Below are 13,150 nucleotides of genomic sequence, written 5' to 3'. Positions count from 1 at the left end.
TGCGTGCTACGCTCGAGCCTGGCCTGCCGAAACCTCGGGCAACCCGGTGCGGGCCGCCGAATGAACGTGCCGGCCTTCGTCCCGCCCCCTCCGCGCCACCTGCTCACCGTCACCGCCGCCTTCCTGGCGACCGCCGTGGCCTCCACGTGGGTCTTCGGTACGCTCACGCCCATCTGGTATTCCAACGCGATCGCGTTCGCGGCCCTGCTCGTGCACCCGCTGCGCAGCTGGCCCTGGTTCCTCGTGCCGATCGCGGCGCTCGACGCGGCGGTCATCCACTTCATCGGCCACGGGCCGCCGCTGCCGCTCGCCCTCGCCGACGTGCTGGAGATCGCGCTCGCGGCCCTGTTCGTGCGCGCGACCGGCGGGGTGCGGTTCCCGGTCTTCGAAGGCGCGCAGATGACCCGCGTGATCGTGGCCTGCCTCCTGGTGCCGGTGGCGAGCGCCGCGCTCGCCGCGGCCTCGCTGCGCTGGTACGAGGGTGCGGCGTTCGCCACCGTGTGGCGCACCTGGTATGCGGCCTCGGCCCTCGGGATGCTGGTGGCCGGCCCCTTCCTCCTGAGCTGGATGGACCGGCAACTGCGCGCCGAAGCCTTCGCGCGCCGGCAGGTGCGACCGGCGCTCGTGCTGGCGCTGGGCGCGCTGCTCGCCGCCGCGGCGGTGCACAGTGAATTCCACGAGGGCACGTTCCTGCTCGCCTTCCCCATCCTCATCGCGCTGACCTGGTGGTACGGCCTCGCGGGCGCCACGCTGGGCGTCGCCGCGGTCACCGTGGCGCTCTTCTGGGCCACGCTGCAGGGCCGCGGCGGAATCGCCCACATGCTTGCCGGGGAGACCCTCGCCGTGCAGATGGAGACGGCGCAGTTGTTCCTGGCGGCGCTGCTGCTTTCGAGCCTGCCCCTCGCCTTGCTGCGTTCGCAGCAGGGCGAGCTGGCGCAGCGCCTGCGGCGGGCGAGCGACGCCCGGACCGAATTCCTCGCGGCGATGAGCCACGAAATCCGGACCCCCATGACGGGCGTGCTGGGCATGGTGGACCTGCTGGCCGCGGAGCCGCTCACGCCGCAGCAGAAGCGCTACGTGGAGGCGATGCACGGCTCCGGGCGGCACTTGCTCAGCGTGATCAACGACATCCTCGACTTCACCCGCATCGAGACCGGGCGGCTCGAATTCGAGGAGGTCGATTTCTCCCTCGGCGAGGTGCTGGAGCAGGTGCGTTCGCTGGCCCACCCGCTGGCGGTGGAACGCGGGCTCGCGGTGCAGGTCGACGAGCAGCTGCACCTGGAAGGCATCCTGCGCGGCGACCCCTTGCGCCTGCGCCAGGTCCTGCTGAATCTGGTGGGCAACGCGATCAAGTTCACCGAGAAGGGCAGTGTCTCGCTGCGGGCCCTCGAGATGCCGGCCGATCACGGACAGCGCAAGATCGCCTTCGAGGTGCGCGATACCGGCGTGGGCATCGCGCCGGACAAGCTGCAGACCCTGTTCGCGCCTTTCACGCAGGCCGACCGCTCGACCTCGCGGCGCTACGGCGGCAGCGGGCTCGGGCTCGCGATCAGCCAGCGGCTGGTGCAGGCGATGGGTGGGCAGATCGGCGTGACCAGCCAGCCGGGGGAAGGCAGCGTGTTCCGATTCGAGCTGGCCTTCCGTCCCGGCGATCCGCGCCGGGTGGCGGCGGAGACGCGCCGCGAAGCGCAGGCGACGCCGCCGCAGCGCATCCTGATCGCGGAGGACGTGGACATCAACCGCGAAATCCTGCGCACCGCCCTCGCGCGCGACGGCCACGTCCTGAGGTTCGCTGCCACCGGGGTCGAGGCTCTGGCCGCGGTGCAGGAGCAGGCCTTCGACCTGGTGCTGATGGACGTGCAGATGCCCGTCATGGACGGCGTGGAGGCCACCCGCCAGATCCGCCGCCTGCCGGCACCCACGGGCCAGGTGCCGATCATCGGCCTCACGGCCAACGTGATGGCCCACGAGCGCGAGCTCTATCTCGAAGCGGGCATGGACGACTGCCTGCCCAAGCCGATCGACTGGGACCGGCTGCGGGCCGCGCTGGCCCGGATCACCCGCACCGTCGCGCCGCCGGATGCACCGCAGGAGATTGCGGCGCCTCCCGTGCTGGTGGACGAAGCGACCCTGGCGGTGCTGCAGCGCATGGCCGATGGCAATGAGCTCGCCGAGCTGCTGCGCACGGCCCTGCGCGGCTACGAGGAAGGCTGCGCGGGCATGGAGCAGGAGGGTGCCGGGGCGGAAGCGATCGCGCAGCAGGCGCACAGGATCCGGGGCTCCGCGGGAACCTTCGGCCTCGAAGCGCTGTTCGAGCTGGCGACGCGCCTGGAGCAGGCGGCGCTGCGGGGCCTGCCGACCGCCGACCTGGTCGTGCAGCTGCGCGCCACGGTGGTGGCGACCCGCGCGGAACTGGAGCGGCGCGGCCTGTTGCGCGAGCCGAGCACGACCTGATGCGTTCCGGGGAATAATGGCTCTTTCGTCCACTTCCCGAACGGTCACCATGCGTCTGCTTCCCTTCGCCGCTTCCGTGCTCGCCCTGGCCAGCGTCGCCGCCTGCGCCCAGACCCCCGCGGCGCCGGCCGCCAATGCCACCGGCGTGCCCAATGCCACCAGCCTCACCGGCACCGCGAAGACCACCTTGCCCAGCGGCGTCGTCTTCGAGTCCGTGCAGGCCGGCAGCGGCGCCTCGCCCAAGGCCACCGACACGGTGAAGGTCCATTACCGCGGCACGCTCACCGACGGCAAGGAATTCGACAGCTCCTACAAGCGCGGCCAGCCGGCGGCCTTCCCGCTCAATCGCGTGATCCCGTGCTGGACCGAGGCGGTGCAGCTGATGAAGCCGGGCGGCAAGGCGCGCGTGACCTGCCCGCCGAAGACGGCCTACGGCGAGCGCGGCGCCGGCGGCGCGGTGCCGCCCAACGCGACGCTGATCTTCGAGATCGAGCTGCTCTCCATCAACTCCTGAGCAAGCGCGCGGAAGGGGACTTCCCCGCTGGACGCATGCGCGGGAGGCTCCCACAATCCCGCGCATGCTGACCCTGTACTACGCCCCCGGCACCTGCGCCCTCGCCACGCACCTCGCGCTGGAATACGCCGGCGCGCCCTATGACGCGGTGCGCCTGAACTTCAAGGAGCAGCAGCAGCGCTCCCCCGAGTACCTGCGCGTCAACCCCAAGGGCCGCGTGCCGGCCTTGGTCACGCCGCAAGGCGTGCTGACCGAAACGCCCGCGCTGCTGCAGTTCATCGCCCAGAGCCATCCCGAGGCGAAGCTCGCGCCGCTGGACGACGCCTTCCTGCTGGCGAAGATGAACGAATTCAACAGCTACCTCTGTTCGACCGTGCACGTCGCGCATGCGCACGGCGCGCGCGGCTACCGCTGGAGCGACGACGCCGAGGCGATCGAATCGATGAAAAAGAAGGTGACGCAGAACATGGGCGACTGCTTCGAGCTGGTCGAGACGCGCATGTTCCAGGGGCCGTGGGTGCTGGGCGAGCGCTTCAGCACCAGCGACCTGTACCTGTACACCCTCACGCGCTGGCTGGAGGGCGACAAGGTGGACGGGCAGCGCTTCGCCAGGGTGGCCGACCACTTCCGCCGCATGAACGAGCAGCCGCAGGTGCAGAAGGTGCTGGCCGCGCAGCGGGCCTGATCCATGTACCAGCCATTCGACCTGGAAGGCCGCGGCGTCGTGGTGACGGGCGGCAACGGCGGCATCGGCTACGGCATGGCGCGGGCCCTGCTGGCGGCCGGCGCCGGGGTGGCGATCTGGGGCAGCAACGCCGACAAGACCGAGGCGGCGCGGCGTGCGCTGGCCGACGAATGCGGCGACGCGGCGCGGGTGCACGGCTTCGTGTGCGACGTCGGCGACGAGTCGCAGGTGGAGCGGGCCTTCGCCGCGTCGGTGGCGGCGCTGGGCCGCGTGGACAGCTGCTTCGCCAATGCCGGCGTGTCCAGCAAGGGCGTGCTGCTCACCGAGATGGGCCTGGAGGAATTCCGGCGCGTGCAGCGGGTGAACGTGGAAGGCGTGTTCCTCACCTTTCGCGCCGCGGCCCGCCACATGGCGCAGCACGGGCAGGGCGGCTCGCTGGTGGCCACGGCCAGCACGGCGGCCGTGGAAGGTGCGGCGCGGAACAGCCACTACGGCGCGTCCAAGGGCGCGGTGACCGCCATGGTGCGGGCGCTCGCAGTGGAACTGGCGCGCCACCGCATCCGCGTCAACTCCATCCTGCCCGGGTGGATCGAGACCGACATGACGGAGCGCTCGTTCCACAACGAGAAGTTCGCGCAAGCCGTGCTGCCGCGGGTGCCGGCGCGGCGCTGGGGCACGATGGACGACTTCGGCGGGATCGCGGTGTATCTGGCCAGCGATGCGTCCTCGTATGCCACGGGCGAGCAGTTCCTGATCGACGGCGGCTATACGAAGTTCTAGAAACGCACAACAGCCGGACGCAGAGAACGCAAAGGGTACGCAAAGGACGCAAAAGAAGACCTTTTAACGTTTCCTTTGTCTTTTCTGCGCCCTCTGCGTATCTTTCGCGTCCTCTGCGTCCGGCTGTTGGGTTTTGGGGCCCCACGATGCGCCCCCCCGCCCCTGTGTCACAATCGCCACAGCTCCGGGGTGTACGCATCGCGTGCTGAGATCCAGACCCGTGAACTTGAACCGGTTCAGACCGGCGGAAGGAGAGCTGCAAGCCTGACCCATCCCGGGTCCGGGGCGAATCCTTCGGAGCACCTGTTTCGCTCGCGAAGGAGCCCCCTTGAACATCGTTCCAGCCTTCCGGTACCCGCGCGTCCTGTCCATCGCAGGCTCCGACAGCGGTGGCGGCGCCGGCATCCAGGCCGACCTGAAGACCTTCACCGCGCTCGGCTGCTTCGGCATGACCGCGATCACGGCGCTGACCGCGCAGAACACCCTCGGCGTGCGCGCCATCCACGGGGTGCCCGCCCAGTTCCTCACCGACCAGATCGACGCCGTGGTCGAGGACATCGGCGTCGATGCGGTCAAGATCGGCATGCTGCATTCGGCCGACACCGTGCGCACGGTCGCCGCGGCCCTGCGGCGGCACGGCATCGCGAAGGTGGTGCTGGACCCGGTGATGATCGCCACCAGCGGCGCCAAGCTCATCGACGATGCGGCCATCGAGGTGCTGGTGCGCGAGCTGTTCCCGCTCGCCACCGTCGTCACGCCCAATCTCGACGAAGCCGCGCTGCTGGTCGGCCAGCCGCTGCGCACCGAAGCCGACATGGAGGCCGCGGCGCGCCGGTTGCTCGAGCGCGGCGCCAACGCGGTGCTGGTCAAGGGCGGCCACCTCGAAGGGGAGACCGTCAGCGACCTGCTGCTGGCGCGCGGCGGCCAGCCGCTGTGGATGCGCGCGCCCCGCATCGCCAGCGGCAACACGCACGGCACCGGCTGCACGCTCTCCAGCGCGATCGCCAGCCAGCTCGCGCTGGGCCTCGACCTGGAGGCCGCGGTGCGCTGCGCGCGCGACTACATCCGCGGCGCCCTGCAGGCCGGCGCCGACGTGCGCACGGGCGCGGGCAGCGGGCCGCTGAACCACGCCCACGCCCCGCAGGCGATGCAGAAGCGGCCGCTGGCATGAACGCCCCGCTCGTCGACACGCTGCTGTCGTTCCTTGCGCAGGACGGCTGCACCGACGCGGAGTTCGACGCGCTGGCCCTGCGCCTGTTCGCCGGGCAGCACGCGGACAACGCGGCGTTCCGGCGCTTCTGCCAGGGCCGCGGCGCCACGCCGCGCAGCGTCAGGAGCTGGCGCGACATCCCCGCGGTTCCGATCAGCGCCTTCAAGGAAGTCACCCTCAGCTGCGCCCCGGCCGACAGCTGCGAGCGCGTGTTCATGACCAGCGGCACCACGCGCGGCGAGGTCAAGGGCCGCCACTACCACCCGACCATGGCGGTGTGGGACGCCTCCTTCCGCCGCAACTTCGCGCGCCGCTTCATGCAGGGCGCCCCGCGCCTGCGCATGGCCATCCTGTTCCCGGACGAACAGGCGATGCCCAACTCCTCGCTGGCCCACTACCTCGCCCTGGCCGCCAGGGAGTTCGGCACCGGCGACAGCGCGTACTTCGTGGGCCCGCAGGGCATGGACTTCGACGGCCTGCGTGCCTTCCTGCGCGGCGCCGAAGCCAGCGGCGAACCCTGCGCCGTGCTCGGCGCCAGCTACAGCTTCGTCCACTTCCTCGACGCGCTCGCCGCGACCGGGGAGCGCTTCCGCCTGCCCGCGGGCAGCCGCCTGCTCGACACCGGCGGCTACAAGAGCCAGTCGCGCGAACTGCCGCTGGAGGACTTCTACGCCGCGCTGGCGCAGGCCTTCGGCGTGCCGCGCGAGCGCTGCATCAACATGTATGGGATGACCGAGCTGAGCACCCAGCTCTACGACGAGGGCAATGCCGTCGTGCCCTCGGTCAAGTCGGGCCCGCACTGGATCCGCTCCCGCGTCGTGGATCCGCTCACCGGGCGCGACGTGCCGGCGGGGGAGCGCGGCATCCTCGTGCACTGCGATCTCGCCAGCTTCAACGCCGTCACCACCATCCTCACCGAGGACGTCGGGGTGGCCTCGGGCCAGGGCTTCCTGCTGCTGGGACGCGCCGGGGACGCGCAGGCCAAGGGCTGCTCGCTGGCGGTGCAGGAGTTCCTGCAGGCTGCACGGGGGTGAGCATGGCCATCTGGACCGCGGGCCACCTGCCCGGACTGCGTGCGGAGGAGGTGGCGTGGCACACGCTGCCCTTCGCCGCGGGCGGCCGCCAGCTCGAAGTCCGCGTCCCCGTGCTGGCGCCGGCGCAACTCGGCGCGCTGGCGCGGCGCGTCAGGGCCGCCAGCGCCCGGCACCTGAAGACCCTGCCGGTGTCGGGGATCGTGCGCATCCTCGATGCGGCCGTGATGCGCCTGCTCGATCCGCGCGACCCCTGGCGGCAGGAGGCCGAGCGGCTGCTGCCCACCGTGAGCGGCTACGACGCCGAGATGGTCCGGCTGGGCCTCGACGGCTTCCTGCAGACCTTCCGGGCGCCGCAGCTGCATCGCTTCGTCGCCGAGGATTTCGCCAATCCCAAGGTGCTGGACGAGTTCCAGCCCGCGCCCAAGGGCGGCGCGGTGCGGGCCTTCGGCCCCGAACTGCTGGTGCACAGCTGGGCGGGCAACGTGCCGGCGCTGCCGCTGTGGAGCCTCGCCTGCGGGCTGCTGGTGAAGGCCGGCTCGCTGGGCAAGCTGCCGAGCGCGGAGCCCGTATTCGCCAGCCTGTTCGCGCGCCTGCTGGCCGAAGTGCACCCGCCGCTGGGCGAGTGCCTGGCGATCGTGTGGTGGAAGGGCGGCGACGCGCGCAGCGCCGCGGCCGTGTTCGGCGAGGCCGACACCGTGCTGGCCTACGGCGGCGACGAGGCGATCGCGCAGGTGCGCGCGCAGGTGCCGGTGAGCGCGCGCTTCCTCGGCTACGGCCACAAGCTGGGTTTCGGCCTCGTCGGCAGGGCGGCCCTCGACACGCAGCGCGCGCCCGCGACGGCGCGGCTCGCGGCGCACGACATCGTGCGCTACGAGCAGCAGGGTTGCTACTCGCCGCACCACTTCTACGTCGAACGCGGAGGCAAGGTGGCGCCGCGCGCCTTCGCCCAGTACCTGGCGGCCGAACTCGCGAACCTGCAGCAGCGCTTCCCGCGCCGCGCGCTGGCGCTGGAAGACGCGGCGGCGATCGCCAACTGGCGCCAGGCGGCCGAACTGCGCTCGCTGGCCGGCGAGGGCTGCGAGTTGCTGGGCGATGCGGACGCGGCCTGGTGCGTCGCGTACAGCGACACGCCGCAGCCGCTCGCGCCCACCGGCGGCGGCCGCGGCATCCACGTGAGCGAGGTCGACGCGCTGGAGGACGTGCTGCCGCTCGCCGCGCCGCACGCGCGCTTCCTGCAGACGGTGGGCCTCGCCTGCGAGCCCGAACGCCTCTACGCGCTGGGCGAAGCGCTGGGCCGCGTCGGCGTCACGCGCATCTGCGCCCTCGGGGCCATGAGCTCGCCCGAAGCCGGCTGGCACCACGACGGCCGCTTCAACCTCGCGGACCTCGTTCGCATGGTGGAGATCGAGGGCTCGGCCGAGCGTGCGGCCGACCGCTGCGCGCCGTATGCGCAGGAGCAGCTGCCGTGAGCCTGCTGTCCCTGCGCGACGTGCGCTTCGCCTTCCCTGGCTGGCCCGCCACGGTGGCCGGCGTGGACCTCGACGTCGCGGCCGGGGCCTTCCACTGCCTCGTCGGCCGCAGCGGCTGCGGCAAGACGACGCTGCTGAAGCTCGCGGCCGGCCTGCTGCGCCCGGACAGCGGCGAGGTGGTGTTCCGGGGCCGCGGCCGCGACGCCATCGGCCCCGACATCGGCTTCGTGTTCCAGGCGCCCAACCTGCTGGAGTGGCAGCGCGTGATCGACAACGTGCTGCTGCCGGTGTCGCTGCACCACCGCCCCCGTCCCGAAGAAGCCGCGCAGGCGCTGCAGCTGCTGGAGCAGCTCGGCCTCGCGGCGCACGCGCGCAAGTACCCGCGCCAGCTCTCGGGCGGCCAGCAGAGCCGGGTCGCCCTGGCGCGGGCGCTGATCCTGCAGCCCTCGCTGTTGCTGCTGGACGAGCCCTTCGCCGCGCTGGACGCGATCACGCGCGAGGAACTGCAGCGCGACCTGCTGCAGATGTGCCGCGCGCGCGGCACCGGCGTGCTGTTCGTGACGCACGACATCGCGGAGGCGGTGTACCTCGCGGACCGCGTCGACGTGGTCGAGTCGGGCCGCATCGTGCAGGAGATCGCGATCGAGCTGCCCGCGCGCACGGCGCAGACCCGCTACAGCCCCGCCTTCGCGCAGCGCTGCGCCGAAGTCCGCGCGGCCCTGCACCTGGAGGCCGTGGAAGCATGACCCGCGCCCGACTGGCATCGCTGCTGCTGCTGGCGGCCCTGCTCGCTGCGTGGGAGGCCGCCTGCCGCACGCTGGGCCTGCCGAAGCTGGTGCTGCCGCCGCCTTCCGCCGTGGCGACCTCGCTCTGGCAGGGACTCGCCAGCGGCTACTTCTGGCCGCACCTGCAGGCGACGATGCTCGAACTGCTGCTGGGTGTGGCGGGCGGCTGCGCCGTCGGCTTCGGCGCCGGCATCGCGCTGGCCGAATCGGCGCCGCTGCGCCGGCTGCTGATGCCCTACGTGGTGGCCAGCCAGGTGGTCCCCAAGCTGGCGCTGGCGCCGCTGTTCGTGCTGTGGTTCGGCTTCGGCATGACCAGCACCGTGGTCATCACCGCGCTGATCTGCTTCTTCCCGCTGCTGGAGAACACGCTCACCGCGCTGCAGCAGGTCCCGCCCGAGCGGCTGGAGCTGTTCCGCATGCTGGGGGCCACCCGCGCGCAGACGCTCTGGCGCCTGAAGCTGCCCTCGGGCCTGCCCGGCATCCTCGCCGGGCTGCGCGTGGCGGTGGTGCTGGCGCTGGTTGGCGCAGTGGTCGGCGAATTCATCGGCGCGAGCCGCGGCCTGGGCGCGCTGGTCATCGCCTCGCAGGGAACCATGGACACGTCCCTGATGTTCGCCGTGCTGGTGCTGATCGCCGCGCTCGGCATGTCCGTCTACCAGGCCACGCTGCTGCTGGAGCGCTGGCTGCTGCTGCCCTTCACCCGCAACTCCTGAGGAGATCCCATGCATCCCATCGCCCGCCGCGACCTGCTGGCCGCCCTGCTCGCGGCACCCCTTGCGAGCTTCGCGCAGAACACCCCGCCGCGCCTGGACCGGATCGTCGTGGCCGGCTGGAACAAGCCGATCACCGAGGTCACGCCCCTGCTGGTGGACGAGGACAAGGGCTTCTACCGCGCCCAGGGCATCGCGCTGGAATACGTGCCGGGCGCCGGCAGCGCCGATGCGATCCGCAACATCCTGGCCGGGCAGGCCGACGTCGCCTTCAGCGACCCGCTCACCTTCTTCGCCGCGCTCGACAAGGGCGAGAAGCTGCGCGCGATCTACGACATCTATCCGCAGAACGTCTTCAACGTGGTGTCGCTCAAGGGCAGCAACATCACCCGGCCTGCCGACCTGAAGGGGAAGAAGATCGGCGTCTACAGCCTCGCGAGCGGCACGCGCCAGGGGCTGCAGGTGCTGCTGCACTCGGCCGGCCTGTCCGAGTCCGACGTGACGGTGGTCGTCACCGGGCTGCTGAATTTCGCGCCGCTGATGCAGGGGCAGGTGGACGCCACCGCGGCCACCGACACCGGCCTGCTGATCGGCCGCCGCCGCGGCCTGCCCGAAGTGAACGTGATCGAAGTCGGCCAGGTCCTGCCCATGTCGAGCGACCTGTTCGTGGTGCGCGAGGACGTCTACCAGGCGAAGCGCGCGGCCCTGCAGCGCTTCCTGCGCGGCTACGCCGATGCGGCCGCCTGGATGATGGCCAAGCCGGAAGAGGCGGCCCAGCTCGCGGTGAAGCGGGCCATCGACGGCACCGACCCGGCGCTCAATCTCGAGATCATCAAGCTGCGCAACGCCTCCAGCGTCTCGGCGCTGACCCGGCGCAACGGCCTGGGCGCGCTGGACGTCGCCTCGCTGCAGGCGGCCGCGGACACCTATCGCAGGCTGGGCCTGGTGCAGAAGCCGCTGGACGTGGGCAAGGTGGTGAGCCAGGACCTGCTGCCGGGGCGCCGCGGGGAGCCGGGATGAACTTCGCCGGCCAGGTGGTGCTGGTGACCGGAGCGAGCCGCGGCATCGGCGCGGCGATTGCGCGCGCCTTCGCGGCGGAGCAGGCCACCGTCGCGGTCAACTACCTGCGCAATGCGAAGGCGGCCGAAGAGGTCGTGGCGCAGTGCCGGGACGCGGGGGGCGATGCCTTCGCGCTGCAGGCGGACGTGACCGCGCCCGCGGAAGCGGAGCGGCTGGTCGGGCAGGTGGTGGACGAGGCGGGGCGCATCGACGTGCTCGTGAACAACGCGTTCCGCGCCTACGCCTTCGACCCGGAGCAGCGCAAGGCCTTCCCCGAGCTCGCCTGGGCCGATTACCAGGCGCAGTTCGACGGCTCGGTCGGTGCCACGTACCGCATGTGCCAGGCGGTGCTGCCGCACTTCCGCCGCGGCGCGCGGGGCAGCATCGTCAACCTGGTGAGCGACCTGGTCGAGAACCCGGTCGTCCCCTATCACGACTACACGACGGCGAAGTCGGCCCTGGTCGGCTTCAGCCGCAACCTGGCGAGCGAACTCGGACCGCTCGGCGTGCGCGTCAACTGCGTCGCGCCGGGGCTGGTCCATCCCACCGAAGGCAGCAGCGGCACGCGCGCGGCCTTCCGCGAGGCGCTGATGGCGGCGACGCCGTTGCGCCGGCTGGCCCGTCCCGAGGACGTGGCGGGCCCGGTGCTGTTCCTCGCCTCCCCCTGGAGCGGATTCGTCACCGGCCAGGTGCTTTTCGTCGACGGCGGACGGGTGATGCAATGAACGACCAGGAACTGGTGATCTGCACGGCGGACGAGGCGCGCGAACGCGCCGGCGTCGCGGGGGAGGCGCCCCTGCTGGCGCAGCGGCTGCGGGACCGCGGTGCGATGGCGGTGTGCATCGTGGGCGCGCGCGAGGGCTTCGACTGGATAGCCACGCCGCAGGCGTGCGGCTGGCTCGCGGGCCCGGCGCAATCCGCTGGTGCCTTCGCCGCCGCCATGCGGCAGGCACTGGCGCAGGGCTTCGTCACCGCCGACGCCGCCATCGTGGCGAAGATGCCGGCGCCCTTCGTCCTGCCCGCCTTCTCCTGGGGCGAATCCCTTCCTCATTCCCCCTCCGCGGGAGGGTCGGGGTCGAGGCACGCGCGGCCGCTGAACCTCTACGCCATCGTCGACTCCGCCGCACGCCTGCGCCAGGTGCTCGCCGCCGGCGTGCGCACCGTGCAGCTGCGGATCAAGAAGCCCGCCTCCCCCGACGCCGCCTGGCACGCCATGCTGCGCACGGAAATCGGGCAGGCGGTTGCCGACAGCGCCGGTGCCGGCGCCGAACTGTTCGTCAACGACCACTGGCAGCTCGCGCAGGAGCTCGGCGCCCCGGGCGTGCACCTCGGGCAGGAGGACCTGCTGGCGCTCGGCGATCCCGGCCGCGCCCGGCTGCTCGCCAGCGGCATGGCGCTGGGCGTGAGCTCGCACAGCCTGTGGGAGCTGGCGCGGGCGCGCACCCTGTCGCCGCGCTACATCGCCTGCGGTCCGGTGTGGCCCACGGTCACCAAGGATATGCCCTGGCTGCCGCAGGGCATGGACAACCTCGCCTGGTGGTGCCGCGCCGCGCAGGCGCCGGTCACGGCCATCGGCGGCATCCTGGAGCCCCGGCAGGTGCAGGAGGTCGCGCGCACCGGCACCGACGGCGTGTGCATCGTGCGCGGCCTGGGCGAGGACCCGCGCGCCACGGTGCCGGCCTTCGAGGCGGCGCTGCAGGCGGGCCGCCAGCAGGCCGCGTTCGATCCGCCGCAGTGGCCGCACCCGACGCTGCCGCGCCCGTAAGCCCGATGGCCGACCCGCGCATCGGCAGCCGCACGCCGAATGCCATCCGGCTGGCGCTGGTGCTCGCGTGCGTGCTGCTGGTGGCGCTGCTCGCGGTGCAGGTCTGGACCGACGGGCCTGTGGCCCGCTTCGACCTGCGGGTCACGCAGTGGCTCGCCACGCAGCGCAGCGCGGGGCTGACCGCCTTCATGCTGTTGGTGAGTGCCGCGCACCAGACCCGCTGGCTGCTGGCGGCCACGGCGCTGCTCGCGGCCTGGCTGGCGTGGCGGCGCGGCTGGACGCCGCTCGCGCGCCTGGCCGTGGTCCCGGCCGGAATGCTCCTCAATGCCGGCCTGAAGCACCTGTTCCAGCGCCCGCGCCCGCACCTGCAGGACCCGCTGGTGCACCTGCTGTCCCTCAGCTTCCCGAGCGGCCACGCCGCCGCGTCCACCGTGTTCTACGGGACCCTGTGCGCGCTGGCCTTCGGGCGCTGGCGCAGCCGCGCGATCCGCGCGCTCGCGCTGGGGATCGCGAGCCTGATGGTGCTGTTGGTCTGCTTCAGCCGCGTGTACCTGGGTGCGCATTACCTGAGCGACGTGGTGGCCGGCGTCGCCGTCGGTGCGATCTGCCTCGCGCTGTTCCTGGCCCCCCCGGGTGTCCCGGCGCGGCCTCGGACGGAAGGCATGGGCCCCTAGCGCCTGCCGGC

Annotated in this window: 13 protein-coding genes and 1 riboswitch; all 13 genes read left to right on the top strand. The window is 72.2% G+C overall.

Annotated features, from left to right (window positions below; genetic code table 11):
• Nucleotides 1–66 precede the first annotated feature (66 nt).
• Nucleotides 67–2,454, top strand: coding sequence for a hybrid sensor histidine kinase/response regulator (locus JJ685_RS11395; protein WP_201674348.1), 2,388 nt, complete (start codon nt 67–69; stop codon nt 2,452–2,454).
• Nucleotides 2,455–2,503: 49 nt separating this feature from the next.
• On the top strand, nt 2,504–2,968 hold the full coding sequence (locus tag JJ685_RS11390) for an FKBP-type peptidyl-prolyl cis-trans isomerase (RefSeq protein ID WP_201674347.1): 465 nt from the start codon (nt 2,504–2,506) through the stop codon (nt 2,966–2,968).
• A 64-nt stretch (nt 2,969–3,032) separates the two neighbouring features.
• A complete protein-coding gene (locus tag JJ685_RS11385; protein WP_201674346.1) occupies nt 3,033–3,653 on the top strand; it encodes a glutathione S-transferase family protein in 621 nt (206 codons plus the stop codon).
• A 3-nt stretch (nt 3,654–3,656) separates the two neighbouring features.
• Nucleotides 3,657–4,433, top strand: coding sequence for an SDR family NAD(P)-dependent oxidoreductase (locus JJ685_RS11380; protein ID WP_201674345.1), 777 nt, complete (start codon nt 3,657–3,659; stop codon nt 4,431–4,433).
• Nucleotides 4,434–4,608: 175 nt separating this feature from the next.
• Nucleotides 4,609–4,703, top strand: a riboswitch (TPP riboswitch).
• A 58-nt stretch (nt 4,704–4,761) separates the two neighbouring features.
• Nucleotides 4,762–5,604 carry a bifunctional hydroxymethylpyrimidine kinase/phosphomethylpyrimidine kinase gene (gene thiD, locus JJ685_RS11375; RefSeq protein WP_201674344.1) on the top strand — a complete coding sequence of 281 codons (843 nt, stop codon included), beginning with the start codon at nt 4,762–4,764 and terminating at the stop codon, nt 5,602–5,604.
• Entirely contained in the window at nt 5,601–6,677 is a 1,077-nt protein-coding gene (locus JJ685_RS11370; RefSeq protein ID WP_201674343.1) for a LuxE/PaaK family acyltransferase, read from the top strand. The genes thiD and JJ685_RS11370 overlap by 4 nt, the downstream gene beginning before the upstream one ends.
• A 2-nt stretch (nt 6,678–6,679) precedes the next feature.
• Complete coding sequence (locus JJ685_RS11365) at nt 6,680–8,146, top strand: acyl-CoA reductase (protein ID WP_201674342.1); 1,467 nt, start codon at nt 6,680–6,682, stop codon at nt 8,144–8,146.
• Nucleotides 8,143–8,892 (top strand): ABC transporter ATP-binding protein, encoded by a 750-nt coding sequence (locus JJ685_RS11360; RefSeq protein ID WP_330901748.1) that lies wholly within the window; start codon nt 8,143–8,145, stop codon nt 8,890–8,892. Before JJ685_RS11365 ends, JJ685_RS11360 begins: the two co-directional genes overlap by 4 nt.
• Nucleotides 8,889–9,644: an ABC transporter permease gene (locus JJ685_RS11355; protein WP_201674341.1), complete on the top strand. Its 756-nt coding sequence runs from the start codon at nt 8,889–8,891 to the stop codon at nt 9,642–9,644. Before JJ685_RS11360 ends, JJ685_RS11355 begins: the two co-directional genes overlap by 4 nt.
• A gap of 9 nt (nt 9,645–9,653) precedes the next feature.
• Nucleotides 9,654–10,661: an ABC transporter substrate-binding protein gene (locus JJ685_RS11350; RefSeq protein ID WP_201674340.1), complete on the top strand. Its 1,008-nt coding sequence runs from the start codon at nt 9,654–9,656 to the stop codon at nt 10,659–10,661.
• Nucleotides 10,658–11,425 (top strand): SDR family oxidoreductase, encoded by a 768-nt coding sequence (locus tag JJ685_RS11345; protein WP_201674339.1) that lies wholly within the window; start codon nt 10,658–10,660, stop codon nt 11,423–11,425. The genes JJ685_RS11350 and JJ685_RS11345 overlap by 4 nt, the downstream gene beginning before the upstream one ends.
• On the top strand, nt 11,422–12,465 hold the full coding sequence (locus JJ685_RS11340) for a thiamine phosphate synthase (protein WP_201674338.1): 1,044 nt from the start codon (nt 11,422–11,424) through the stop codon (nt 12,463–12,465). Before JJ685_RS11345 ends, JJ685_RS11340 begins: the two co-directional genes overlap by 4 nt.
• On the top strand, nt 12,435–13,139 hold the full coding sequence (locus JJ685_RS30270) for a phosphatase PAP2 family protein (RefSeq protein WP_201674337.1): 705 nt from the start codon (nt 12,435–12,437) through the stop codon (nt 13,137–13,139). Before JJ685_RS11340 ends, JJ685_RS30270 begins: the two co-directional genes overlap by 31 nt.
• Nucleotides 13,140–13,150 lie beyond the last annotated feature (11 nt).

The organism is Ramlibacter monticola, from assembly GCF_016722785.1.
Classification (GTDB): domain Bacteria; phylum Pseudomonadota; class Gammaproteobacteria; order Burkholderiales; family Burkholderiaceae_C; genus Ramlibacter; species Ramlibacter monticola.
This window is presented reverse-complemented; position numbering and strand designations above follow the sequence as displayed.